Genomic DNA, 24694 nt, shown 5'->3' on the forward strand with positions numbered 1-24694 from the left:
GGCCAGTGTGGCAGGGTGCCCACCCGTGGGTCGCCGGTTGCTGGGGGCGGTCGCCGTGTGGGTGGTCGGCGGCGTGGTGCTGTTCACGGTGGTGCTGCCACCCGAGCGCTGCGGCCCGGCCGACCCTGCGGCCGTCCGGGGGGCCGCGCTGGCCGCGGTGCGGTGGATCGAGCGGGCCCAACGGCCGGACGGCACGTACGTGTACGAGTACGACCGCCGGCGCGGCGTGGTGCCGGGCTACAACGTGGTCCGCCACGCCGGGGTCACGATGGCCCTGTACCAGGCGGCCGCGGCGGGCCACCCCACCGCCCTGGCGGCGGCCGACCGGGGGTTGGCGTGGATGCTCGACCGTCTCGTGCCGGCCAACGGTGGCCTCGCCCTCCGAGGCGACGGCGGCGACGTGCCCCTCGGTGCCAGCGCCCTGCTGCTCGCCGGCCTCGCCCTGCGCCGCCAGGCCACCGGTGAGCCCGAGCACGACGGCCTGCTGCGCGACCTCGGGCGGTTCGTCGTCGGCCAGCAGCGCGACGACGGCGGGTTCCTCGCCGGGTGGAGCGACGCGACCGGCCGGCCCGTGCCCGGGGTGACCTCCAAGTACTTCACCGGCGAGGCCTTCTGGGCCCTGGCGCTGGCGGCCGGCGTGCTGCCACGGGAAGGGTGGGCCGAGCCCGCCGGGGCGGCGGCCCGCTACCTGGCCGAGGACCGTGATCGCCTCGAGGGGTTCGTGCCCGGCGTCCCCGACCACTGGGCCGCCTACGGGCTGGCCGAGCCGGCCACGCTCCCGCTGTCGGAGGCCGAGGCGGCCTACGCGACCGTGCTGGCCGGGCGGTTCGGGCTGATGGTGCGGGGCGACGCCCAGCGCACCGGTGAGGGGCTCAACCGCTGGGTGCGCTGGTATCCGGCCCGCGGGGGTGGCCTGGGCACGGTGGGCGAGGCGCTGGGCGCCCTGTGGCGGCTGTCGGGCCGCGACGACCGGCTGCGCGACCTGCAGCCCCTCCTCGCCGAGCGGCTCGGGTGCGCGGCCGATCTCCTGGCCGACCGCCAGATCGGCGCCGCCGACGCCGCCGGCGACGCCGACCCGCGGCTGGCGGAGGGCGCCTGGTTCTACCGGGGGGCGACGAGGATGGACGACCAGCAGCATGCGCTGTCCGCCCTGCTGGCCGCCCTGGAGGCCGGCGGCGAGCCGCTGGCGGATGCGGAGCGGCGCCCGTGAGCGCGGCGCTGCTGGTGCTGGTCGCCGTGGCGGTCGTGAACCCGCCCGTGGTCTGGCTGGCCCAGCCGCCATCGGGGGTCAGCAGCGTCGCCCGGGTCCTCGGGGTGCTGGCGGCCGGTGCCGTCGCCGTGGCCCTGGCCGGGGCCTCGGGCCCGATCCTCGACGCGCTGTCGATCAGCGCCTCGAGCTTCTGGTGGGGGGCGGGGGCGGTGCTGCTGCTGGTCGGCGCTCGGCTGCTGCTGCTCGACCCGCCCGAGCCCTTCCCCGTGGCGGCCCGGTGGCCGGGGTGGGCGCAGGGGCTGGTGCCGCTCGGCTTCCCGCTCCTCGTCACGCCGGCCCTGGCCGTCGCAGCCGTGGCCTACGGGTCCGACCAGGGGGCGGCGGCGGGGTTCGCCCTGACCGCGGTGATCGCCGCGACGGCGGCGGCGTGCGGGCCGGGCGGCCGGTGGCGGGCGGCGGCGCCCGGTGCCCGGCTGCTGCGGGCCGCGGCCCGGTTCGCGGCGGCGGGGCTGATGGTGGCCGGGGCCGACCTCGTCCACCGGGGCGTCACCACCCTGTGACGGCGGTCAGTGGCCGGTGACGCGATCGATCAGCTGCGACCGCCACCCGGCGGCGCGGCCGGTGCGCGACTCCTCCCGGTCGGCCGCCGCCGACAGCCACAGGCCGAGCGAGATCCCGAGCCAGCGCAGGGGCTCGGGCTCCCACCTCGGTGACCGGTGGTTCACCCACGGCAGCCGCACCAGCTCGGTGTCGCGCTCGAGGATCAGGTCGGCGAGGGTGCGGCCGGCCAGGTTGGCGGTGCCGACGCCGTCGCCCACGTAGCCGCCTCCCCACGCCGTCCCGGTGGCCCGGTCGAGGCCGACGGAGCTGTGCCAGTCGCGCGGCACGCCGAGCGGCCCGCCCCACTGGTGGGTGATCCGCACGCCGTCGAGGCCCGGGAAGAGGCCGAGCAGGGTTCGGTGCAGGGCCGCGAAGACCAGCGGCTCCCGGTCGAAGCGGGGGTCGATCCGCGACCCGAAGTGGTAGGGCGCCCCGCGACCGCCGAACGCGAAGCGGCCATCGGCCGTCCGCTGGCCGTAGATCAGCAGGTGTCGCCCGTCGCTGAACGTCTGCCGGCGGGCCAGCCCGGCATGGTCCCAGAAGGCGTCGGGCAGCGGTTCGGTGGCGATCATCAGCGAGTAGAGGGGGGCGAGGACGCGCCGGAAGCCCGGGAGCGTGGTGGTGTAGCCCTCGGTGGCGCGCACCACCACGTCGGCTCGCAGCGTGCCCCCGGGCGTGCGCACCGAGCGGGGCTCGATGGCGAGGGCGGGCGTCGCCTCGAACACCTGGCCGCCCCGGCGCGCCACCGCGTCGGCGAGACCCCGTGCCAGGCGGGCCGGATGGATCGCCGCGCAGTGCGGGGTGACGGCCGCCCCGAGCACGCCGTCAGCTGCCACCTCGCGGCGGGCCTCGGGTGCGTCCAACCAGCGCAGGTCGTCGTGTGGCACGCCGAGCTCGCGGGCCTCGGTCACGCTGGCCCGGACCCGGGCCAGCTGGGACGGAGCGGTCACGAGGGTGACGGTGCCGCCCTTGGCGAAGTGGCAGTCGATGCCCTCCTCGGCCGCGGCGCGACCCACCTCGTCGACGGTGGCGGTCATGGCCCGGTGGAGCGCGAGGGCCGCCTCTCGCCCGTGCCGGCGGGCCAGCGCGCCGAGCTCGGGGGCGAACAGCGCCGAGCACCAGCCGCCGTTGCGGCCGGACGCGCCGAAGCCGCAGATCTCCTTCTCGACCAGCGCCACGCGGACCGACGGCTCGGCCTTGAGCAGCTCGAGCGCGGTCCACAGCCCGGTGTAGCCGCCACCCACCACGGCCAAGTCGACGTCGAGGTCGCGGTCGAGCGGGGGTCGGGGCTCCAGCGAGCCCGGAACGGTGGCGAGCCAGAGGCTCCGGTCGCGGTGATCCATGGCGGGGCCAAGGCTAGGGTGCGCAGGCCGCGTGGCGGGCCCGACGCCCGAACCCGCTGGCGAGGGGGAGTGACATGCGAGCGATGAGCCGTCCACTGGTCGCCGTCCTGACGGCCCTCCTGCTGCTCGCCGCGGCGTGCAGCGGGGGTGACGACGACACGGCCGGCAGCGACGCCACCGCCGACACGGCGGCCCCGGGGGACACCGCCGACCGGTCCGGTGGCGGCGCCGCCGGCGAGTCGGGCAGCGGCTGGACCTTCCTCGTGTACCAGATCGCCGACACCGACCTGGAGCCCTTCGCCCTGCTCGACCTCATGGAGATGGCCCAGGTCGGGTCCCAGGACGGGCTGAACATCGTCAGCCTGGTCGACCGGGCCGAGGGCTACGCCGAGGGCGAGGTGCTGAACCTGCCGGAGTTCACGTCGAGCAAGCTGGTCGAGGTCGCGCCGGGCGAGCTGGTGGAGAAGGACGACCTGGGCGAGCTCGACATGGGCGACCCGGCGACGCTCGCCGACTTCATCGAGTACGGCGTCACCAACTACCCGGCCGAGCACTACGCCCTGGTGCTGTGGGACCACGGCGCCGGCTGGCCCGGCGTCGGGCCCGACGAGTCGTCGGGCGACGTGCTCGACCTGGCCGACCTCGACCAGGCCCTGGCCGACGGCCTGCAGCGCGCCGGGCTCGCCTCCTTCGACCTGCTCGGCTTCGACGCGTGCCTCATGGCGACCTACGAGGTCGCGGCCACGGCGCAGCCGTACGCCTCCTACCTGCTGGCGTCGCAGGAGCTGGAGCCGGGGCACGGTTGGGACTACGCCTCGCTGCAGGTGCTCGCCGACGACCCGTCGGCCGACGCCGTCACCCTGGGCACGGCCCTGGCCGACGGCTTCCTCGCCCAGGGCGTCGCCGAGGGCCAGGATGCCGAGATCACCCTGTCCCTCGTCGATCTGTCCCAGGTGCCGGCGCTCGACGAGGCCGTCGGCGGGCTGTCGGTCGACGCAGCCGGCGACATCGCGACCGTCGCGCCGGCGCTGGGTGCGGTGCGCACCCGCACGCTCGGGTTCGGCGCGAACCCCGACCCCACCCTCGACAGCTACCTGACCGACCTGGGCGGGCTGGCCAAGGGCCTGGAGGAGTCGGGGGGCGGCTCGACCGGTGCCGCCGAGGTGCTGGCGGCCCTCGAGGACGCGGTCGTGTACTCGGTCGCGGGGCCGGCGACGCAGGCGGCCACCGGCCTGTCGGTGTACTTCCCGCCGACGGCCGAGGCCGCGAACGGCGACTACCAGGCCGTGGCCGCAGCCGCCGGCTGGGTGCAGCTGCTCGGCGCCTACTTCCAGGCGGGCGACGAGATCCCCGCGGAGGCGCTGCCCCAGTTCCTCAACCCCGACGGGCTGGCCGACTACTTCTTCGACGCGGACGGGCTCAACCTGGCCGGCTCGTTCGATCCGGCCGCCGAGCCGAACATCGCCGAGGCTTACATCCAGTACGGCTACCTCGACGCCAACGACGGTTCGCTCGTGTACTACGGCGACGAGCCGGCCGACTGGTCGACCGACGGCTCCGGCCTGGCCGCCGGGATCTACGACCTCACGTACTTCACGATCACCGACGGCGAGGACACCTCGCAGGCGTACTTCAGCCTCAGCGAGGAGCCCGAGTCCGGCCTGGCGACCGTCGACGTGCCGCTCTTCTACCTCGCGCCCGAGGACATCGGCACAGAGAACTACCAGGACGTGTCCCTCTCGATCGTGGTCGACCCGGAGACCGGCGACGTCCTCCAGGAGACGTACTACGTGGTCGACCCCGAGACCGGCTCGTACGGTGAGCTCTACGCCGACCCGCAGGGGCTGATCATCCCGGTGATCTTCAACGTGTACCCGGACGGCTCGTCGGAGTGGATCCCCACCAACGACGTCGGCCTCTTCGCCGACCTGCCGAACCTCCAGTACGGCTTCGAGCCGGTGCCGTCGGGGACGCAGGTGGCGGTCGACCTCACCATCGTCGACTTCGGCGGGAACAGCTCCACCGTGAGCGCGCAGGACGTGGCTCCGTAGCGAGGGCCCGATCGTGGGGCCTGACGGAGAATCCCGACCAGCCAGGTAGGGTTCTGCCGTGGACGTGCTGGTGGTGGTGGGCGATGCCCCGGTGCCCGAGCGTCTCCGCGTGCGGGCGCTCCACCTGGCCGGCACGTCGACGGCGCACCTCGATCCCGGCCTGGTGGCCGACCTGCGCTCGCACCTGCCCCGCGAGGTGGGCGTGGTCGGGCCGGCGGCGGTGGCGGCCGAGGTGGCCGCCGAGCTGTCGGTGCTGGGCTTCCCCGTCGTGCTGTACAGCGACGAGGCGCCCGATGCCGAGGGCCCCCTCGCGGGCGTGGAGGTGCGGGCCCTCAGCGACCCGGGCCCCCCCATGCAGGTCGCCGACTCGCTGCTCGACCTCGTGGGGGGCACCCCGCTGGTGCGGCTCGACCGCACGGCGCGCCACCTCCGCTGCCACCTGCTGGCCAAGCTCGAGTACCTCAACCCGGGCGGCAGCGTGAAGGACCGCCCGGCGCTGGCCATGGTGCTGGCGGCCGAGCGCGAGGGGCTCCTGCGTCCCGGCGGCACGATCGTGGAGCCGACGTCGGGGAACACCGGGGTGGGCCTGGCCATCGTGGCCGCCCGGCGGGGCTACCGCTGCGTGTTCACCATGCCCGACAAGATGAGCCAGGAGAAGGTCGCCCTCCTGCGGGCCTACGGCGCCGAAGTGATCGTGTGCCCCACGGCGGTGGCCCCCGACCACCCCGATTCGTACTACTCGGTCGCCCAGCGCATCACCCGCGAGATACCCGGCTCCTTCCGGCCCGACCAGTACCACAACCCGGTGAACCCGGCCTCGCACGAGGCCTCCACCGGCCCGGAGATCTGGGAGCAGACCGCGGGGCGCATCACCCACTTCGTGGCCGGCATCGGGACGGGCGGCACCGTCAGCGGCGCGGGCCGGTACCTCAAGCGGATGAACCCCGCCGTGCAGGTCATCGGGGCCGATCCCGAAGGGTCCGTGTACTCGGGGGGCAGCGGGCGGCCGTACCTGGTCGAGGGGGTCGGCGAGGACTTCTGGCCGGACACCTACGACCCCTCGGTGATCGACCGGGTCGTGATGGTCAGCGACCGCGACTCGTTCCTCACGGCCCGGCGGGTCACCCGCGAGGAGGGGATCCTCGTGGGCGGGTCGTGCGGCACGGCGCTGTGGGCCGCGCTGGAGGTCGGCAAGGACCTGGGGCCCGACGACGTCGTGGTGGTGCTGCTGCCCGACTCCGGCCGGGGCTACCTGTCGAAGCTGTACAACGACGGGTGGATGGCCGACTACGGGTTCCTCCGGCTGGGCGAGCAGACCGCCGGCGACGTGCTCGAGCGGAAGGGGGCGGCGCTGCCCGCCCTCGTGCACGTGCACCCGGAGGAGCTGGTGCGCGACGCCATCGCCCTGCTGCAGGAGTTCGAGGTGTCGCAGCTGCCGGTCGTGAAGGCCGAGCCGCCGCTGGCGGCCGCCGAGGTGGCCGGCTCGGTGCGGGAGCGGTCGCTGCTCGACCTGGCCGTCCGCGACCCCGGCGCGCTCGAGCGGCCGGTGGCCGACGTGATGGAGCCGCCCCTCCCCATGGTGGGGGCGGGCGAGCCCGTCGAGTCCGTGGTCGACCGCCTCGGCGAGGGCGGCGCGGTGCTGGTGCTCGACGCCGGGCACCCGGTGGGCATCCTCACCCGGTCCGACGTGCTGGGCTTCCTCGCCCAGCGCACGCCGTGACCGGACCGGGCGCCGGGCTCGGCTTCAGCACCCGGGCGATCCACGCCGGCCAGGACCCCGATCCGTCCACCGGCGCCGTGGTGCCACCGATCGTCACGTCGTCGACGTTCGCCCAGCGAGCCGTGGGGGAGCACGCGGGCTACGAGTACGGCCGCTCGGGGAACCCCACCCGGGCCGCGCTGGAGGCGTGCGTGGCCTCGCTGGAGGGTGGTTCCCACGGGTTCGCGTTCGCCTCCGGGCTGGCCGCCGAGGACGCCGTGCTGCGCACGTTGTCGCCCGGCGACCACGTGGTGCTCTCGGCCGACGCCTACGGAGGCACCTACCGGCTGGTGGCCCGGGTGCTGGCCCCGGCCGGGCTCACGTTCTCGACCGCCGACCTCACCGACCGGGCCTCGCTGGAGGCGGCGTGGCGCGACGAGACCCGCCTGGTGTGGGTGGAGACTCCCACCAACCCGGCGCTCGGCATCGTCGACGTCGCCGCCGTGTCGGCGTTCGCCCGCGAGCGCGCGGCTCGGTGCGTGGTCGACAACACCTTCGCCACGCCGTACCTGCAGCAGCCGTTGGCGCTGGGGGCCGACGTGGTGGTGCACTCGAGCACCAAGTACCTCGGCGGTCACTCCGACGTGGTTGGCGGCTTCGTGGCGCTGTCGGACGATGCGCTGGCCGAGCGGATCGGGTTCCTGCAGAACGCCGTCGGCGCCGTGCCCGGGCCCTTCGACTGCTACCTGGTGCTGCGGGGCGTGAAGACCCTGGCGGTGCGCATGGACCGCCACAGCGAGTCGGCGGGGCTGATCGCCGAGTGGCTGGCGGCCCACCTGGCGGTGGGGTCGGTGGCCTACCCGGGGTTGCCCTCGCATCCCAACCACGACGTGGCCCAGAAGCAGATGCGGGGGTTCGGGGGCATGGTGAGCTTCACGGTGCGGGCGGGGGAGGAGGCGGCCGTGGCGGTGTGCGGGCGTACCCGCCTGTTCACCCTGGCCGAGTCGCTGGGGGCGGTGGAGTCGCTGATCGAGCACCCCTACCGCATGACGCACTCGTCCACCGCGGACTCGCCGGTGGCCGTCGACCCGTCGCTGGTGCGGCTGTCGGTGGGCCTGGAGGACGTCGACGACCTGCTCGCCGACCTGCACCAGGCCCTCGCATTCCTGACCTGACCGGTCTCGAGGTCGCTCGGCCGGCGAGGCTCACCGACCGCTCCGCCCACCTCGCTCGGCCCGCCGCCGTCGAGCTCGCCTTCCGCACCAGCGCCTGGAGCCTCTCGGCGCTCGCCTCCATCCTCACGTCGGTGGGGACCGGCCCCGACGGCGGGGGGATCGTGGGCCTCGACTTCGACGCCGACGACCGGGCCTGGCCCACCCACAACTGGATGGGCGTGTGCAAGGCGGCGCTGCGCTCCACGGCTCGCTACCTCGCACGCGACCTCGGTCCGGCCGGCATCCGCGTGACTCTGGTGGCTGCCGGCCCGCTGCATACCCGGGCGGCGTCGGGCATCCCCGGTTTCCACCACCTCACCGAGGCGTGGGAGAGCGCGGCGCCGCTGCGCTGGGATCCCGACGACCCCGAGCCCGTGGCCGACGTGGTCTGCTTCCTGCTCTCGGACATGGCCCGGCTGGTGACGGGCGAGATCGTCCACGCCGACGGCGGCTTCCACGCCATGGCCGGCCGCCACCACCCCGCCGACGACGATCGCTGAGGGCGGCATTCCTGATCGAACGGGTCGAGAACGTTTCCGCGGAAGCCCGCTCGTTCCCGATCCGACGGGCCCGGGCGGGTCCGTTGAGGAGCACCGCTTCGAGCTCGGGCGGCCTCGTCCCAGCTGGTGAACGTCACACCTCGAGGTCGCGTGTGCCGCCGAGCCGGGCCCGGGCCAGCTCGGAGGAGAACCGCCGCAGCCTGCGGGCACGTCGCCTGCGGGCCCGTAGGCTCCTCGGCCGGTCGGGGGCGCCGGTCAGCATTCCTGATCGAGGAGATCGAGAACGTGTCCGCGGAAGCGTCTTCACGCGCAACGGCCCCGGCAACAGGGCCGGGGCCGCGCTGATCACCGCCCGGGCTTCAGGTGCCGAGGTAGTCGAAGTCCGGAGGACCCGGGTTGTAGTCCATCACCTCACCGGCTGCGTACTCTTCCGGCCGGAACTTGTCGGAGCCGGGGCCGCCGTAGAGCATGTCCTGCCCGTCGAGGCCGTACACGATGTCGTCGCCGGGCCCACCCCGAACGATGTCGTCGCCGTAGTTGCCGACGAGGTAATCGTTGCCGTCGCCGCCGTCGATCACATCGTTCCCGTCGCCACCGGCGATGTCGTCGTTGCCGGGTCCGCCGTCGAAGGTGTCATTGCCGTCGTACCCGCGCAGCGTGTCGTCCCCGTCGCCGCCGAGAATCGTGTCGTCGCCGGTCCCGCCCCAGAGGTAGTCGTTGTCCGCTCCGCCGTCGATGGTGTCGTTCCCGCCGCCACCGTCGATGTCGTCATAGCCGTCGCCGCCGAAGATCGTGTCGTTGCCGGATCCGGTCCCGTACTCGCTGTCGCCCCAGATGTCGTCGTCGCCGGGCCCGCCGTAGATGGTGTCGTTGCCGGTGCCGGGACCGGTCACGCTGTCGCCCCAGATGCGGTCGTTGCCGTTGCCGCCGTCGACCCAGTCGTCGCCCGAGCCCGTAGGCGGGTCTGCGTGCGTGCCCGACGTGTCGGCGTAGATGATGTCGTCGCCGTCGCCGCCGGTGATCGTGTCGTTGCCGGATCCGTTGCCGTAGACGCTGTCGCCACTGATGACGTCCGCACCGGGCCCGCCGTCGATGATGTCGTTGCCGGATCCGGCGTCGCGGCCGTCCCCATAGAGGTAGTCGTCTCCCGCTCCCCCATCAAGCTCGTCGTTGCCGGAGCCGGGGCCGTAGTAGGTGTCGCCGTACAGCGAGTCGTCGCCGTCGCCGCCGTCGATGGTGTCGTTGCCGGAGCCGCCTTGGCTCCAGCCGTCGCCGTAGATCTGGTCGCCCCCGGGGCCGCCGATGAGGTGGTCGTCGCTGGTGCCGGGGGCGCCGAGGGCGTCGCCGTGGATGATGTCGTTGCCGGCGAGGCCGTCGCAGCGGTCGCGGGCGTCGGTGCCGATGAACTGGTCGTCGCCGGTGGTCATGCCGGTGCAGTCGACGTAGGTAGGGGGAGGTGGGGGCGGTGGCGCTGGCGGGGTGAGGGGGTTGACGATGACCGGGCGAGAAGGTGTGGAGATGGCGATGACGAGGGTGAGGGCGCCGAGCGTGGGTGTGGTGGTGGTGAGGACCTGGAAGGCGAGGGGGGTGCCGGTGGTGCCATCGGCGTGGACGGGGACGACGACGACGGTGTGGGTGCCGTCGGGGAGGTCGCCGGCCCAGGCGGGGTCGGTGGTGGTGGCCACCAGTTGGCCGTCGATCCAGACCTGGTAGGCGACGGCGTCGGGGGCCGGTGCCCAGCTGAGGGTGGCGGCGGCTCGGGGGGTGGTGGCGGTGGCCGGCGGGGGGAGCCGCAGCGGGGGGGTGGCGCCTGCGCTGGCGGGTGTGGGGGTGAGCACGAGGAGGGTGCCGGCTACGAGGCCGGTGCCGCCGAAGATGGGGTGGTGACGCATAGAGGGCCTCCTGGAGCCGCACACGGCCCGGTTCCAGGTTCCCTCGTACCACTCGGCGTGGTCACTGCCATGATGCATCCGCACCATTCACGCTAGGTGGGAGCGCAACCACGCGAGGTGGCGGGCGAGGGGCGAGGGCTCAGGTCTCCCAGGCGACCGGGAAGTGGGTGAAGCCGCGGAACAGGAACGGCTCCACCAGGACGGGCTCGCCGTCGAGGCGCAGCCCGGGCAGGCGGTCGAGGAGGAGGCGGACGGCGATGCGGCCCTCGAGGCGGGCGAGGGGCGCGCCCAGGCAGTAGTGCACGCCGAAGCCGAAGCCGTAGTGGCGCTTCAGGGTGGTCAGGTCGCGCCCGATGTCGAACGCGTCGGGCCGCTCCCACACGGTGGCGTCGCGGTTTGCCGACGAGAACATCACCCGCACCTTGGTGTCGGGCTGCAGGTCGACACCGCACAGCGTGGTGGGTGCGGTGTTGGTTCGGAACAGGCCCTGCACCGGCGCGTCGTAGCGCAGGCTCTCCTCCACCGCCTGCTCGGCCAGCTCGGGGTGCTCGCGGAGACGGGCCAGCTGGTCGGGGTGCTCGAGCAGCCGGAACACCAGGTTGGTGATGAGCGAGGTGGTCGTCTCGTTGCCGGCGACGAGCAGCTGCACCAGCACGCCGAGCATCTCGGTGAGGGTGAACGTGCGGCCCTCGTACGAGGCGGTCACCAGGCCCGACACCAGGTCGTCCGGGAGGGCGTCGCCCCGGGCCACCGCCTCCTGGCGGTCCGCGATGCGGGCAGCGAAGTACTCGCCGAACTCGGCGAAGGCGCGCACCGCGCCCTCGGCCTTGCCCGGCTGCGCGCCGAGGCCGGCCACGATGTCGTCGGACCAGCGCTTGAACGTGGCCCGGTGCTCGGGCCGCACCCCCAGCACCTCGGCGATGACGATGACGGGGAGCGGGTACGCGAACGCCTCCACCAGGTCGGCCCGGCCGAGGTGGGCGAAGCCGTCGATCAGCTCGGCGGCGATGGCGGTGATCCTCGGCTCGCGCTCGGCCACCATCCGTGGGGTGAAGGCGACGTTGACGATGCGTCGCTGGGTGGCGTGGAGCGGTGGGTCGGCGTTGAGGAGCATGCCGTCGCCCCGGCGGGCCTGGTGCTCGGGCCCCGGGCCCCACCGGGTGGACCACAGCTCGGCCTGCCGCAGCACCTCGGTGACGTCGGCGTGGCGGCTCACCGTGTAGAAGCCACGCTCCCCGAACTCGGTGCGGTGCAACGGGCAGCGCTCCCGCAGGTGGCGCAGGTACGGAGCCGGGTCGGCCCGCACCTCGGCGGAGAACGGGTCGTAGTCGCAGCCGTCGTCCATCGGTCCCCCCGGGCCGCACACGGGCCGCTCACTCCAGCATGGCAGCCCGCCGAATGCGGGGTCGCCCGTACCGGGCCGTCGGCCATCATGGGCCCGTGGATCCCACCCCCGGCGCCGCGATGCTCCGGCGGGGCCTGGGCATCGTCCGGCGCGAGGTCGCGCTGCACCCGGTGCCGTTCCTGGTCGCGGTGTTCGGCGCCGCCGTGTACGCGGTGGCGTCGGTCGCCACCTCCGCGGTGCTGGCGCGGATCGTCGACCAGGTGATCACCCCCCGCTTCGACGGCGGGGCGTTCTCGGCGCGATCGGCGGCCCTGGCGGCGGCCGCCATCGTCGGCGTGGGCGTCGCGCGGGCGGCAGGGGTGGTGCTGCGACGCACGGCTGCGTCGATCGCCCAGGCGAGCGTCCGCACGACGCTGGCCGGCGAGGTCGTCGACCGCATGCAGGCCCAGCCCCTCGCGTGGCTGCGGGAGCGCCCGTCCGGGGAGCTGCTCGCCCATGCCCACGCCGATCCCGAGGCGGCCACGGAGGTGCTCGGCCCGCTGCCGTTCGCGACCGGCGTCGTCGTGCTGGTGGTCGTGGCCGCGACCTGGCTGTTCGCCAGCGACTGGGTGCTGGGGCTGGTCGCCCTCGTGGTGTTCCCCACGCTGGTGGCGGTGAACGTGGTGTACCAGCGTCGCGTCGCGACGCCGGCCGAGCGGGCCCAGGACCTGGTGGGCAGCGTGACCGCGGCCGCCCACGAGAGCCTCGAGGGGGCGCTGGTGATCAAGGTGCTCGGCGCCGAGGAGCGCGAGGCCGAGCGCTTCGCCGACCGGGCGGGCCACCTGCGCGACGCCAAGGTCCACGTGGCGCACCTGCGGGCCGGGTTCGAGGCCACGCTCGACGCGGTGCCGGCGCTGGCCACCGTGCTGGTCGTGGTGGTGGGCGCGTGGCGCATCCAGGAGGGCGCCGTCACCGTCGGCACCCTGGTGGGGGCGGTGAGCCTGTTCACGCTCATGATCTGGCCGCTGCGGCTCATCGGGTTCGTGCTCGGCGACCTCCCCCGGTCGGTGGCCGGGTGGAACCGCATCGAGGCGATCCTCGCCCTGCCCGCCCGACCGGAGGCCGGGGCGCCGGAGGCGGCCGGTGCCGGTGCCGGTGCCGGTGCCCCGGCGCGGGTCGAGGCGCAGGGGGTCACGGTCGCCCACGGCGGCGCCCGCCCGGTGCTCGCCGACGTCTCGTTCACGGTCCGACCCGGTGCCACCGTTGCGCTGGTCGGGCCCACGGGAGCGGGCAAGACCACGCTGCTGCTCGTCCTGGCCGGGCTCCTGGCGCCCGACGAGGGGCGGGTCGTGCTCGACGACGCACCAGCGGACGGGCTCGACCCGGTGCACCGCGCGGGCCGGGTCGCCATCGCCTTCCAGGACCCGTTCCTCTTCGGTGGCACGGTGGCGCAGAACGTCGACGTGGCCGGCACGCTCGCTCCCGCCGGCATCGTGGAGACGTTGCGGCGCGCCGACGCAGACCGGTTCGTCGCCGACCTGCCCCACGGGGCCGCGACCCGGCTGGGCGAGCGGGGCGCCACCTTGTCGGGCGGTCAGCGCCAGCGGATCGCACTGGCCCGCGCCCTCGCCCGCACGCCCGGGCTCCTGCTGCTCGACGACGCCACCTCCAGCGTCGACCCGGTGACCGAGGGCAGGATCCTGTCCCGGCTCACCCGGCCCGGTGGCCCCACCGTGGTGCTGGTGGCCTCGCGCGCGGCGGCGATCGCCCTGGCCGACGAGGTCCTGTTCCTCCGCAAGGGCAGGCTCGTGGCACGGGGTCCCCACCAGCAGCTGCTCGAGGAGGTGCCGGCCTACCGCCACCTGGTCGAGGCCTACCAGCGGGACCGTCACCGATGACCGGGGTGCTGTCGGCCGACGAGGTGGCGGAGGACGCGGTCGGCATCGCCGAGGATCGCCATGCCCGTGAGGGGTTGCGGGCCCTCGACGTGCTCCGCCGGGGTTGGCGCGCCAGCCCCGAGCTGCGCCACGGTCTGGGCGGCACCGTGGCCCTGGCCCTGGTCGGAGGGGCCGGCCGGGTCGTGACGCCGGTGCTCCTGCAGCAGATGATCGACCGGGGCATCGCCGCCGACGAGGTTCGAGCCGGGGTGATCGCGCTGCTCGGAGGGCTGGGCGCGCTCGTGGTCCTGATCGCCGCGGCCGCCAACCGGGCGACCCAGCGCCGGCTCGCGTCCACGGGCGAGGCCGCCCTGTGGGGGCTCCGCACCCGTGCGCAGCGGCATCTGCTCAGGCTGGGGCTCGCCCATCACAGCGAGGAGCGCCGCGGCGTGATGGTGAGCCGGATCACGAGCGACGTGGAGTCGGTGAGCCAGTTCCTGGCGTGGGGCGGCGTGGCCTGGCTCGTGAACGCAGCGGTGATGCTCGCAGTGCTGGTCGCCATGCTCGTCTACGACGTCCGACTGGCCGCGGTCGCGGTGCTGGCGGTGCTCCCCCTGGGCATCGTGCTGCGGGTCCTGCAACGCCGGCTGGTGGCCGGCTACGACCAGCTCCGCGACCGGATCGCCGACGTGCTCGCCGCGGTGTCGGAGGTGATCGGCGGAGCCGCCGTGGTGCGTGCCTACGGCCTGCGCCAGCGCACCACCGACGACGTCGTCGGCGCGCTGCGGGCCGAGCGGGCGGCCCAGATCCACGTGTCGCGCATCGCGGCGGTGCTGTTCCCCTCGGGCGAGCTGTTCGCGGCCCTGGCGGTGGCCGCCGTGGTCGTGACGGGCGTTGCCCTGGGCCCGGGTGGCGGGCTGACCCCCGGGAGCCTGATCGCGTTCGTGTTCCTCGTGCAGCTGTTCCTCGAGCCGGTCGCGGAGCTCACCGACCTGCTCGACCACACGCAGACCGCCGTGGCCGGCTGGCGGAAGGTGCTCGACGTGCTCGACACTCCCGTCGACGTGGTCGAGCCCGACCCGGGCGTCGTGCTGCCGCCGGGGCCGCCGGCACTCGTCTTCGAGGTCGTCACCTACACCTACCCGCCCCGCAGCGGCGCACGGGGCTCGCCCGCCCCGGCCCTGCGGGGGCTCGACCTGGTCGTGCCGGCCGGCACCCGCCTGGCCGTTGTGGGGGCCACCGGGTCCGGCAAGAGCACGCTGGCCCGGCTGCTGACCCGGCTCGTCGACCCCGACGAGGGCCGGGTGCTGGTGGCCGGTGTGGATCTGCGGGACGTGGCGACCGACTCCCTGCGGTCGTCGCTCGTCATCGTCCCCCAGGAGCCGTTCCTGTTCGCCACCACGGTGGGCGACAACGTGCGCTACGGGCGCCCCGGGGCCGACGACGACGACGTCCGCCTGGCCTTCGTGGAGCTCGGCCTCGAGGAGTGGCTCGCCGGCCTGCCCGGCGGGCTCGGCGCCGAGGTGGGCGAGCGGGGTGATCGGCTGTCGGCCGGCGAGCGCCAGCTGGTAGCCCTGGCCCGGGCCTACGTCGCCGACCCGCCGTGCCTGGTGCTCGACGAGGCCACCTCCGCAGTCGACCCCGCCACCGAGGTGCGGATCCAGCGGGCGCTGGAGAGCCTGGCGCGGGGGAGGACGTCGGTGGTGATCGCCCACCGGCTGGCGACGGCCGAGCGGGCCGACCTGGTCGCCGTGCTCGACGAGGGGCGACTCGTGGGGCTGGGCTCGCACCAGGAGCTGGTCGCTGCCGGCGGCGTGTACGCGGAGCTGGTGGCGGGGTGGAGGCATGGCACGACGATGCCGGCCTCATCGCCGCCCGGGATCTAGCGGACCGTCGGCGAGACCGCCCGCGGGGTCGGGGTTCTCTGGCCGATCGACCACCCTGGCGGTGGTGAGACGGCCGAAGAACGACCAGCGCTCAGCGGGCCGCCCCAGCGGCTGCCGCCCAGAGCAGCCGCTCGTCGCCGAAGGGGTCGTCGGCGCTCGCCGGGTCGAGGCCGAGCAGCATGGTGGACCGCTCGGCCGGGTCGTACCGTCGCCAGGCCGGCAGCCCGGCGTGGTTCGGGTCGCCGGTGCGGGCGAAGGCGAGCCAGGCGTCCCGCGTCGTGGTCGCCAGCGCAGCCCGCTCCTCGCCGTCGCCGGTGAACAGCTCGACGCCGGGCTGGTGCAGGTTGTCGAACACGAAGGGGATCTCCACCGCGTGGCACGCCCCGAGCGCCCCGCCGAACGCCGGCGAGGGCCAGGTGAACAGGTACATCCACGTGTCCGGCTGGTGGGCCGCCTGGCGCTCGGCCAGGCGGATCGCGGGCTGCCGGAAGACCTGGTCGGTGAGGATCGCCGACCAGACCTGGGCCGGGGGAGCGGCCGGCCGGTTGTCGACGTAGGTGCGGACCGCGTCGTGGGCCCGGTCGCCGAACAACGGGCGGCAGCGCTCGACCAGCGCGTCGTGGTCGAGGTCGGCAAGGGTCGCGTCGAGCACCGTGAACAGGCGCATCTCGTCGAGCGTGGTGCCGAGCAGCACCGACACCCCGGCGACCGACCCGTCTGCCACCGCGTCGGCGGGCGGCCGGGGGAGCGTCGCTCCGTCGACCACCGGCTGGAACGGGAGGGTCGCGGCACCCCCGTGGGCGACGACGGCGGCCTGCGCGGCCAGGAGCCGCTCGACGGGGAGGTGCAGCAGCTCGGCCGGTCGGTGCGGGTCGACGCCGGCCTCGGCGAGCACGAGGCGGGCGGTGCGGGTGGCCGCCTCGGGGCCGAGGACGTTCTGGGCGGCGCCGCTCTGCAGGACGGCCCGCCGGAACAGCCCTGCGGCGGCCGGCAGCCCGAGGAGGGTGCCGACGCTCATGGCCCCGGCGGACTCGCCGAACACGGTCACGTTGCCGGGGTCGCCCCCGAAGGCGCTGACGTTCTCGTGCACCCAGCGCAGGGCGGCCACCTGATCGAGGATGCCGGCGTTGGCGGAGCCGGCGAAGCGCTCGCCCCCGAGCTCGGCCAGGTGGAGGAAGCCCAGAGCGCCCAGCCGGTAGTTGACCGTGATCACGACCACGTCGCCGGCGGCGGCCAGCGAGGCGCCGTCGTACCACGGTGCCGCCCCGGACCCGGTGAGGAAGGCACCTCCGTGGATCCACACCATCACCGGGCGGCGGGCATCGTCGCAGCCGGGTGTCCACACGTTGAGGCTGAGGCAGTCCTCGCTCGTCCCGCCGCCCCGCGAGCCGACGAAGCGCTCGATCATCGACGGGTTCTGGGGCGCGGCCGACCCGAACGCACGGGCCGGACGGGTCCCCGCCCACGGTGCGGGCGGCTGGGGCGGCTGGAACCGCCGCTCGCCCACCGGCGGCGCCGCGAAGGGGACGCCGGCGAACACCACCAGCGCGCCGTCGCGTCGGCCCTGGAGGCGGCCGCAGGCGGTGTCGACGACCGGTGCGTCCATGGGGTGAGGCTACCGGCCGGCCCGGCGGCCGCTCGGTGCCCTGCTCAGCGGCCCGTGAACCGGGGCGGGCGTCGCTCCAGGAAGGAGGCCACGCCCTCGCCTCACACGTCGCCGGGCGTCGCGCAGGCCGGCATGAGGTTCACCTGCGTGAACCAGTTCATGCTGCCGTCGAGGGGCTCGCCGTCGTAGCCGGTCACCCGGAAGGGCTCGTCGCGGCCGGCACGGAGGGTGTCGGCGTAGGCCTCGCGGTTGTCGAGGTACTCGTCCCAGTCGGCCAGCCACTGGTCGACCAGCTCCTGGTCGTGGGCGCCCACCGGCTCGATGGTGCGGAGGCGCACGATCAGCTCACCGACCACCTCGTTGGCCCGGTCGATCAGCACCGCCCGCTCCTGGGGGCTTCCCATCTCGGACGCGAAGGGCAGGTCGTCGAGGGGCCGGAGCGCCTCCTCGCACACGGCCTGGGCCTGCTCGGCGTACGCCGGGTGGTCGAGCGTGGCCGGAGGCTCCCGGCGCGACCAGGGAGACGCCGCGTACAGCCACATCACGGTGAAGCCGGCGATCACCACGCCGGCCGCGACCTTCCCGATCGCGCTCCACCGGGAGCGGGGGGCGCGCACCGAACCGGGCTCGTCGTCCGGACCGTCGACCACCGGCATGGTGTCACCCTGCTCCGTCATGCCCTCCACCTCGAGTGCGCGCCCACCAGCGTCCCGCACCGGCGGTGGCTCGGCCAGTCGGCGGCTGCCCGGGTCCGACGGCCGGTGCGGCGGCCGGCACGTGGACGGTGAGGATCTCGTTCCAGCCGGTCGATCTCATCGGCACGGTCGGCCGTGCCCGCCCCGACCTGTCGGTCGCAGCCGCTCCGGCGGGTCCTCCCCCCCTGTCGCTCCTGGAGGATCGAGCGCACACTGTTGGTGGAAGGACGTGCCGCTCTCACCGAACGTGAGACCCGCGAGAGGTGGGTGAGAGGAGGTGGGATCGGTGGCTGTTGCTCCCGTTCCAGGGCACGCATCGGTCTCCGGGGGTCCCGCGCATGGTCGCGTGGCCCGGTGGGCGGTCGGACTCGCAGCGGCCGTCGTGGTCGTGATCGTGGTGTCGTACGCGATGCTCGCCGTGGCGTACGCGATCGGAGGCGACGACGCCATCAGCGACACGTGGATCGGGTACCTCGCCGGCTACTCCCTGATCGGCGGGTTGCTGGCGTCGCTCGTCGCCCTCGCGCTGGCGGTCGTCGCGAAGTCCACGCACGAGCGGTGGACCCTGCTGTGGCTCCCGCTGTCGGTGTTCCCGGCGCTGTTCGCCACCGTGGTGCTCCTCGAGACCCTGTGGATCGAGTAGCAGAGCGTCGGGCCGACCAGCCGCACGGGGAACGGCGTCGGCCGCGGCGCTAGCCTGCGGCGATGCCCGATCGCCTCCCACCCGCGCTCCGCGCCCTCGTCGGCGGGGTCGTGCAGTGGGGCTGGGACGAGGCGATCCGCTTCGGCTCCATGGGCCCGCGCAGTCGCCGAGCCCGCCGGTTCGGCGCCTTCGGCGACGGCAGCGCCATCGTGTTCCCGTGGGACGCGCTCTTCGGCGAGCGCTGGATGCGCATCGGCGCGGGCACGATCGTCGGGCCGCACTCGGCGCTGTCGGTGGGGATGGCGCCCGGCCAGCAGATGGTCACCGACCCCGTCCTGGTCATCGGCGACCGCTGCGTGATCGGCCGCGGCAGCAGCATCGTGGCCCACCTCGAGGTGGTCATCGGCGACGACGTCTGGACCGGACCGCACATCTACGTGACCGACCAGAACCACGACTACCGGGACGTCGACCTCCCGATCGGGGTCCAGCACGCCGGCGAGGAGCCCGTGCACATCGGGTCGGGCAGCTGGCTGGGCACGGGGGCCGTGATCCTGCCGGGCTCCCGGATCGGCGACCACGTGGTGGTGGGCGCCGGGTCGGTCGTGACCGGTGATCTGCCCGACCGGAGCGTGGTCGTCGGCGTGCCGGCCCGGGTGGTGCGCCGGTGGGATCCCGTGGCGGGCTGGATCCAGCCCGCCGGGTCCGCCGGGTAGCCTCCCCGGCCGTCCACCTCGCCGAGGAGGCCCCCCATGTTGCGACCTGCGTCCCAGCTCGGGCGTGCGCGCCCGGTCGGGCGGCCGGCCGCGCGCTGCCTCGCCCTGGTCGCCGCCCTCGCGCTGGCCGCGGGCTGCTCCGGGCCCGAGGAGGAGCCCGCCAGCCCCTGGTGTGAGCGCGCCCGGGCCATGGTGGACGCCGGTGCCGCCGTGGCCGCGGCCGATCCCGCCGAGCCGGCCGGTCTCGAGCGCGCCTACCGGGCGGCGGAGGACACGGTTCGAGCGGCACAGCCCGGCGCTCCCACCGAGGTGGCCGACGACCTGGCCACGCTGCGCGACGGCACCGAGCGCCTGGTCGACGTGCTGGCCAGGCACGGTTGGGATCCCGAGGCGGCCGCCGGCGACCCCGAGTTCGCGGCCGTGCGGGACGACCCCGACTACACCCGGTCGGACGCGCTGGTGGCCGACGCGGTCGCCCGCCAGTGCCCGCCCGGACCCAGCGCCCCGCCGGCGTCGGCCGCGCCCACCGCCACCACCTCGGCCACCTAGCATCGGCCCCTTCGACGAGGGGGGTGCAGCGTGTCGTTGCGTCACAGCCGGGCCGCGCTGGTGGCCGCCGCGACGGTCCTGTCGGTGCTGGGCCTGGCCGCCTGCGGCGACGACGACGCGTCCGCGCCGGCGGCGAGCAGCGTCCCCACCTCGGAGGCCGGGTCCAGCACCACGGTCGCGGCCGCCGGGCCGGACAGCCTCGAGCACGCCGAGTTCTGCGCATCGCTGGTGCGGCTGCAGGATGCGTCGGCGCGGATCGCCAACGTCAGCTCCGACGACCCGCAGGCGCTCGAGGCGTCCTGGCGGGCCTACCTCGACGCCGAGGCGCAGACCGAGGCCCTCGCCCCGCCCGAGGTGAAGGCGGCCATCGCCACGTTGGTGGGCGGCACCGATGCCATCTCCGGGCTCCTGGCGGCCAACGGATGGGACGCCACCGTGCTGTCGTCACCCGAGGCACGGCAGGTGCTCACCGATCCGGCCATGACCTCGGCCCAGGGAGAGGTGAACGACTTCGTGGCGTCGAGCTGCGGGGCGTGAACCGCAGGCCTGCCTTGCCCCCCGCGCGGGGGGTGCGTACGGTCGCCCGGTTGCCAGGGTGCGACCCCCACCGGAGGACTCATGACCACAGCACGACCGCGCATCCGTCGGCTCGGTGCGGCCCTGGTCGTCGGCGCGCTGGCCGTCGTCGCCCTGGCCGCGTGCGGCGACGACGACGACACCTCGGCCACCACGACCGCGGCGCCCGCGACGTCGACCACCACGGCCACCACGGCCACCACCTTCTCGGGCGCCTACGCCGACTACTGCGAGGCCGCAACGGCACTGCAGGCCACCCGCAGGGACACCGACACGCTGCTGGGGAACAACCCCGAGGCCGCCGACCCGGGAGCGGTGCAGGCCGTGGTGACGGCCCAGTACGACGCGACCCGGCGGGCGGCCGCGGTCGCCCCCGAGGAGCTGGCCGCCGACTACGCGACGGTCGCGGACAACTTCAGCCAGCTGGTCGACGCCCTCGAGGCCGCGGACTGGGACTACGGGGCCGCCGTCGCCGATCCCGCCTTCCGCAGCCTGCTGGTGGCCGGCGACACGCCCAACGCCCTCAACCGGATCACGACGTTCGACATCGCGGAGTGCGGCCTGATCCCGTGAGGCCCCGGGGCATCTCGGCCAGTGGCCGTGGCGCCGCCTAGGCTCTGCGGGTCCTGCTCCCCGACTGGAAGGTGGCCCGCATGGCCCCGCACCTCTCCGCTCCCCGCAGGGGCCTCGCCCTGCTGTTCGCCGGCACCCTGGCGGTCGGCGGTCTGGCCGCATGCGGCGACGATGACGACGCCGGCGGCGGGTCCGTCGAGGAGTACTGCGCCCTGGCGGTGCAGCTGGACGACATCGGCCAGCAGGCCGGCACGGCCAGCGACCCGGCCGAGTTCGAGCGCCTGGTGAACGAGCAGTACGACCTGGCCCAGCAGGCCGCTGAGGTGGCGCCCGAGGAGATCCAAGCCGACGTGCAGACGCTCACCGACGCACTGGGTCAGGTCGTCGACATCGGCGACGCCACCGATTGGGACATCGCGGCCATGAGCGAGGACAGCGACTTCCTGGCCATCAGCCAGGACGAGGCCGTCACCGAGGCCGGCGACCGGGTGACCGCCTACGACGAGCAGAACTGCGGCCTCCCCTCGGACGGCGGCTCCACCGACACCACCGGTGGCTAGCCTGCGCGCCGCCCGACCCCGGTGGGCGGTCGTCGGCCTCGCCGTCGCCGTCGCGCTGCTCGCCGGTGCCTGCGGCGATGACGACGACGGTGCCGACGCCACCACCGACAGCGCGAGCGACACCTCGGTCGCCGGCGAGGCGAGCGACTTCTGCGGGTTCTACTTCGACGCCGCCGACGCCGCCGACGGCCTGGGCACGGCCACCGACGCCGCCGGCGTGGAGGAGTCGCTGGCAGAGGGCCTGCGCCTCTCCCAGGAGGCCCTCGCCGTCGCGCCGGCCGAGATCGCCGACGAGTACGCCGTGGTGGTGGCCGGCATCGCCGACATCTACGCCCTGGCCGGTGACTCGGGCTTCGATCCCGACGCCTTCTCGACCGAGCCCGGCTTCCAGGAGCTGGCCCAGGATCCCGACATCAACGCCGCCAACGACACCGTGAACGCCTGGGTGATGGACACCTGCCCCCAGGCGGTCCAGCCCAGCGGCTGAGAGCGGGGCGTCTCAGCGGGAGGGGTCGACGAGGACCTTCACGGCTGCGGTCGGGTCGTCGGCCGCGGCCGCGAAGGCGGCCGCGAGCCCGTCGAGGCCGACGGTGGCGGTGTGCAGGGGGTCGACCTGCACGCGCCCGTCGGCGATGAGATCCATCGCGGTGGTGAACTCGTCGCGGCGGTAGCCCAGGCTGGCCACCACCCGCACCTCCTTCACCACCCACGCCGCGGGCACGATCGTCGCCGGCCCCGTCGCCACCCCGACCAGCCCCACGGTGCCCCCCCGGCGGACGAGGTCGACCGAGGACTGCACCGTGGGCCCGATGCCGGCGCACTCCAGGGCGACGTCGGCGCCGAGACCGTCGGTTGCCTCCAGGACCCGGACGCCGGCCTGCTCGGGCGGGACGGCCTCGTCGGCACCCAGCCGCCGCGCCAGCTGCCGCCGCCCCTCGTCGGGCTCGACCGCGACGAGCCTCCCCGCTCCGGCAGCGCGCGCGCACTGCAGGGCGAGCAGCCCGATCGGGCCGGCGCCGACCACGGCCACCACGTCGCCGAGGCGGATGCCGGTGCGGTCGACGGCGTGCACGGCCACGGTGGTCGGCTCGACCAGCGCCGCCTGCTCGTCGGTGAGCCGGTCGGGCACCGGGACGAGCCGGGCCGCGTCGACCGCGACGGCGCGGGCGAAGCCTCCGTGCGGGGGGGCCAGGGCGTCGAGGCCCACCATGCTGGCGAACACGCCCTGGCACCAGTCGGCGTGGCCTGCCCGGCAGGCGGGGCAGTGCCCGCACCCGGCCGGCACCGCCCCCACGACCCGGTCCCCCTCGGACACCCCCCGAACGCCATGGCCGACGGCCCGCACCCGCCCGGTCCACTCGTGGCCGCAGATCGCAGGGTTGTAGGGCTCGCCCGACACGAACGCGTGCACGTCGGTGCCGCAGATGCCGCAGCGGGCCACGTCGACCACGGCGATGCCGGGCACCGCCGACGGCTCGGCCACCTCCACCAGCTCGACGGAGCGGGCCCCGGTGACGAGGCCGGCGAGCACGCTCAGCCTCCGGCCGGCGCCGGCTCGGGGGAGCGAGCGGCCCAGCGCAGGCCGCGGCGCAGCAGCTCGTAGAACACCGGGAGCTCCCACGAGCCCCGCTCGACCACGGGCCACTCGGGCACGAACTCCTGCATGTCGTAGCGGCCCCGGCAGTGCCCGAGCGTGAGGTAGAGCACGGCTCCCTTGCCCAGCGGCCGCTCGTACATCACCAGGCGGGGCTCGTCGGCGGTCCACTCGGCCTCCTCGAAGCCGACGGTCGTGCCGGTCCACCGGGTCTCGAGCAGCGGGTGGAGGTCGCCGTGGTACTCGCACAGGTAGAGCTCGTCGGTGGCCTCGAACGGCTCGATCCCGGCCACCAGGGGGTGCGAGGGGTCGGACACCGTCACCGTGTAGGGCGCGATGGCCGGGTGCGACAGGAACTGGCTTCCCAGCACCTCGGCGAACACCGGGAAGGCGCGGGGCGTGGCGAAGGTGCCGGGGAACGAGGGGGGCGGCTCGAAGGCGGCGTTGGTGGCGTGCAGGGCGAGCCAGCGGCCCCCGCCGGCGACCCAGGCGCGCAGGGCCTCCTGCTCGTCGGGTGAGGGGCGCACGTCGCAGGTGTAGGTCACGAGGAGGTCGCAGCCGGCGATGGCGCCGGTGTCGCGGAAGTCGCCGGCGACCCTCGTCTTCACGTCCGGCAGCTCGGCGAGCAGCTTCAGCAGCTCGAGGCGAGCGAAGTCGATGTCGTGGTAGCGGCCCCCACAGACCAGGTAGGCGTCGGTTCGCGCCACGGGCCTAGAACTGCACCCGGCGGGTGTAGCCGCCGTCGACCACCAGGTTGGCCCCGGTGACGAGGCTCGCCGCCGGGCTCGCCAGGAACACGATGGCGCGGGCGACCTCGACGGGATCGCCCAGGCGCTTCACCGGCATCTTGGCCACCGTGGCGTCGTAGAAGGCGGTGAGGTGCTGCTTGATGACGTCCCAGTTGCCGCCCTCGAACTCGACCGGGCCCGGCGACACCGTGTTCACCCGGATGCCCTTGGGTGCCAGCGCCTGCGAGAGGTTGGAGGCGTACACGGTCAACGCCGCCTTCATGGGGCCGAACGACCCGGGGCCGGCGAACTCCTCGACGGCCGCGATGCTCGACAGGCACACGACGGCGGCGTGGTCGCTCTGCTCGAGGTGCGGCTGGGCGGCCTCGAGGCCGCGGGTGAGGCCGAACACGTCGAGCTCGAGGTTGGCGCGCCAGCCCTGCTCACCACCGCCCGCGGCGGCGCTCACGTTGTGCACGAAGATGTCGAGACCGCCGAGCTCGTCGGCCGCACCGGCGATCCACGCCCGGTAGGCGTCGCCGTCGGTGACGTCGACGCCGGCACCGATCACCTTGGTGCCGTGGCTCGACAGCTCGCCCACGGCCTCCTGCACCCCTGCCCCGTCGCGGGCGCAGATCGCCAGGTCGCAGCCCTCGGCCGCGAGCAGCTCGGCCGTCGCCCGCCCGATGCCCCGGCGGCCGCCGGTGACGATCGCCTTCGACCCACGCAGCCCCAGATCCATGGTCCCCCCCTGCCTGGGCGTCCGGCCCGAGCCGGCGCCCGGCGGCATTCTTGCCGATCAATTAGTACCGTGCCGGCGTCGGAGCGGGGGCGGCGTCGGGCATCGGTGGGCGTGAG

At 74.7% G+C, this 24694-nt stretch carries 23 protein-coding genes; 15 read left to right on the forward strand and 8 right to left on the reverse strand.

Annotated features, from left to right (window positions below; translation table 11 throughout):
- Nucleotides 1–25: 25 nt before the first annotated feature.
- Complete coding sequence (locus IPM45_00570) at nucleotides 26–1210, forward strand: hypothetical protein (protein ID MBK9178060.1); 1185 nt, start codon at nucleotides 26–28, stop codon at nucleotides 1208–1210.
- Complete coding sequence (locus IPM45_00575; GenBank protein MBK9178061.1) at nucleotides 1207–1770, forward strand: hypothetical protein; 564 nt, start codon at nucleotides 1207–1209, stop codon at nucleotides 1768–1770. The genes IPM45_00570 and IPM45_00575 overlap by 4 nt, the downstream gene beginning before the upstream one ends.
- Before the next feature lie 6 nt (nucleotides 1771–1776).
- On the opposite strand, the gene IPM45_00580 is transcribed toward IPM45_00575, so the two are convergent.
- Entirely contained in the window at nucleotides 1777–3153 is a 1377-nt protein-coding gene (locus tag IPM45_00580; protein ID MBK9178062.1) for an FAD-dependent oxidoreductase, read from the reverse strand.
- Between the two features lie 83 nt (nucleotides 3154–3236).
- Here IPM45_00580 and IPM45_00585 point away from each other — a divergent pair, with 83 nt between their 5' ends.
- The 4 genes from IPM45_00585 to IPM45_00600 all read left to right on the forward strand — a co-directional run bounded on the left by IPM45_00585 (nucleotide 3237) and on the right by IPM45_00600 (nucleotide 8617).
- Nucleotides 3237–5204 carry a hypothetical protein gene (locus IPM45_00585; GenBank protein MBK9178063.1) on the forward strand — a complete coding sequence of 656 codons (1968 nt, stop codon included), beginning with the start codon at nucleotides 3237–3239 and terminating at the stop codon, nucleotides 5202–5204.
- A gap of 352 nt (nucleotides 5205–5556) precedes the next feature.
- Complete coding sequence (locus IPM45_00590; GenBank protein MBK9178064.1) at nucleotides 5557–6924, forward strand: cystathionine beta-synthase; 1368 nt, start codon at nucleotides 5557–5559, stop codon at nucleotides 6922–6924.
- A complete protein-coding gene (locus tag IPM45_00595) occupies nucleotides 6921–8078 on the forward strand; it encodes a cystathionine gamma-synthase (protein ID MBK9178065.1) in 1158 nt (385 codons plus the stop codon). Before IPM45_00590 ends, IPM45_00595 begins: the two co-directional genes overlap by 4 nt.
- Nucleotides 8066–8617, forward strand: a complete 552-nt coding sequence (locus tag IPM45_00600; protein ID MBK9178066.1) for an SDR family oxidoreductase — start codon at nucleotides 8066–8068, stop codon at nucleotides 8615–8617. The genes IPM45_00595 and IPM45_00600 overlap by 13 nt, the downstream gene beginning before the upstream one ends.
- A 359-nt stretch (nucleotides 8618–8976) precedes the next feature.
- Here IPM45_00600 and IPM45_00605 read toward each other — a convergent pair whose 3' ends face one another.
- Both IPM45_00605 and IPM45_00610 read right to left on the reverse strand, forming a co-directional pair.
- The gene (locus tag IPM45_00605) at nucleotides 8977–10509 is read right to left on the reverse strand and encodes a hypothetical protein (protein ID MBK9178067.1); all 1533 of its coding nucleotides are present in this window, start codon (nucleotides 10507–10509) and stop codon (nucleotides 8977–8979) included.
- A 139-nt stretch (nucleotides 10510–10648) separates the two neighbouring features.
- On the reverse strand, nucleotides 10649–11854 hold the full coding sequence (locus IPM45_00610) for a cytochrome P450 (protein ID MBK9178068.1): 1206 nt from the start codon (nucleotides 11852–11854) through the stop codon (nucleotides 10649–10651).
- Between the two features lie 95 nt (nucleotides 11855–11949).
- Between IPM45_00610 and IPM45_00615 the strand changes: the two genes are divergently transcribed.
- A complete protein-coding gene (locus IPM45_00615; GenBank protein ID MBK9178069.1) occupies nucleotides 11950–13731 on the forward strand; it encodes an ABC transporter ATP-binding protein in 1782 nt (593 codons plus the stop codon).
- On the forward strand, nucleotides 13728–15596 hold the full coding sequence (locus IPM45_00620) for an ABC transporter ATP-binding protein (protein ID MBK9178070.1): 1869 nt from the start codon (nucleotides 13728–13730) through the stop codon (nucleotides 15594–15596). The genes IPM45_00615 and IPM45_00620 overlap by 4 nt, the downstream gene beginning before the upstream one ends.
- A 91-nt stretch (nucleotides 15597–15687) precedes the next feature.
- Here the strand turns inward: IPM45_00620 and IPM45_00625 are convergent, their stop codons facing one another.
- Together IPM45_00625 and IPM45_00630 are read right to left on the reverse strand one after the other, a co-directional pair.
- Nucleotides 15688–17202, reverse strand: a complete 1515-nt coding sequence (locus tag IPM45_00625; protein ID MBK9178071.1) for a carboxylesterase/lipase family protein — start codon at nucleotides 17200–17202, stop codon at nucleotides 15688–15690.
- A 101-nt stretch (nucleotides 17203–17303) separates the two neighbouring features.
- Complete coding sequence (locus IPM45_00630; GenBank protein MBK9178072.1) at nucleotides 17304–17879, reverse strand: hypothetical protein; 576 nt, start codon at nucleotides 17877–17879, stop codon at nucleotides 17304–17306.
- Between the two features lie 364 nt (nucleotides 17880–18243).
- Here IPM45_00630 and IPM45_00635 point away from each other — a divergent pair, with 364 nt between their 5' ends.
- The 7 genes from IPM45_00635 (at nucleotide 18244) to IPM45_00665 (ending at nucleotide 22001) form a co-directional block, all read left to right on the forward strand.
- Nucleotides 18244–18540 carry a hypothetical protein gene (locus tag IPM45_00635; GenBank protein ID MBK9178073.1) on the forward strand — a complete coding sequence of 99 codons (297 nt, stop codon included), beginning with the start codon at nucleotides 18244–18246 and terminating at the stop codon, nucleotides 18538–18540.
- A 149-nt stretch (nucleotides 18541–18689) separates the two neighbouring features.
- Nucleotides 18690–19256, forward strand: a complete 567-nt coding sequence (locus IPM45_00640) for an acyltransferase (protein ID MBK9178074.1) — start codon at nucleotides 18690–18692, stop codon at nucleotides 19254–19256.
- A 36-nt stretch (nucleotides 19257–19292) separates the two neighbouring features.
- Nucleotides 19293–19805 (forward strand): hypothetical protein, encoded by a 513-nt coding sequence (locus IPM45_00645; protein ID MBK9178075.1) that lies wholly within the window; start codon nucleotides 19293–19295, stop codon nucleotides 19803–19805.
- 30 nt (nucleotides 19806–19835) lie between these two features.
- On the forward strand, nucleotides 19836–20342 hold the full coding sequence (locus IPM45_00650; GenBank protein MBK9178076.1) for a hypothetical protein: 507 nt from the start codon (nucleotides 19836–19838) through the stop codon (nucleotides 20340–20342).
- Nucleotides 20343–20423: 81 nt separating this feature from the next.
- The gene (locus IPM45_00655) at nucleotides 20424–20954 is read left to right on the forward strand and encodes a hypothetical protein (GenBank protein ID MBK9178077.1); all 531 of its coding nucleotides are present in this window, start codon (nucleotides 20424–20426) and stop codon (nucleotides 20952–20954) included.
- A gap of 80 nt (nucleotides 20955–21034) precedes the next feature.
- Nucleotides 21035–21514: a hypothetical protein gene (locus IPM45_00660; GenBank protein ID MBK9178078.1), complete on the forward strand. Its 480-nt coding sequence runs from the start codon at nucleotides 21035–21037 to the stop codon at nucleotides 21512–21514.
- Nucleotides 21507–22001, forward strand: coding sequence for a hypothetical protein (locus tag IPM45_00665; protein ID MBK9178079.1), 495 nt, complete (start codon nucleotides 21507–21509; stop codon nucleotides 21999–22001). Before IPM45_00660 ends, IPM45_00665 begins: the two co-directional genes overlap by 8 nt.
- A gap of 12 nt (nucleotides 22002–22013) precedes the next feature.
- Here IPM45_00665 and IPM45_00670 read toward each other — a convergent pair whose 3' ends face one another.
- The 3 genes from IPM45_00670 to IPM45_00680 are packed head-to-tail and all read right to left on the reverse strand — an operon-like array spanning nucleotide 22014 to nucleotide 24578.
- On the reverse strand, nucleotides 22014–23045 hold the full coding sequence (locus tag IPM45_00670; protein ID MBK9178080.1) for a zinc-binding dehydrogenase: 1032 nt from the start codon (nucleotides 23043–23045) through the stop codon (nucleotides 22014–22016).
- A 2-nt stretch (nucleotides 23046–23047) separates the two neighbouring features.
- Complete coding sequence (locus tag IPM45_00675; protein MBK9178081.1) at nucleotides 23048–23815, reverse strand: ThuA domain-containing protein; 768 nt, start codon at nucleotides 23813–23815, stop codon at nucleotides 23048–23050.
- 4 nt (nucleotides 23816–23819) lie between these two features.
- Nucleotides 23820–24578: an SDR family oxidoreductase gene (locus IPM45_00680; protein ID MBK9178082.1), complete on the reverse strand. Its 759-nt coding sequence runs from the start codon at nucleotides 24576–24578 to the stop codon at nucleotides 23820–23822.
- Nucleotides 24579–24694: the final 116 nt, after the last annotated feature.

The organism is Acidimicrobiales bacterium (assembly GCA_016716005.1).
In the GTDB taxonomy this organism is placed as follows: domain Bacteria; phylum Actinomycetota; class Acidimicrobiia; order Acidimicrobiales; family JADJXE01; genus JADJXE01.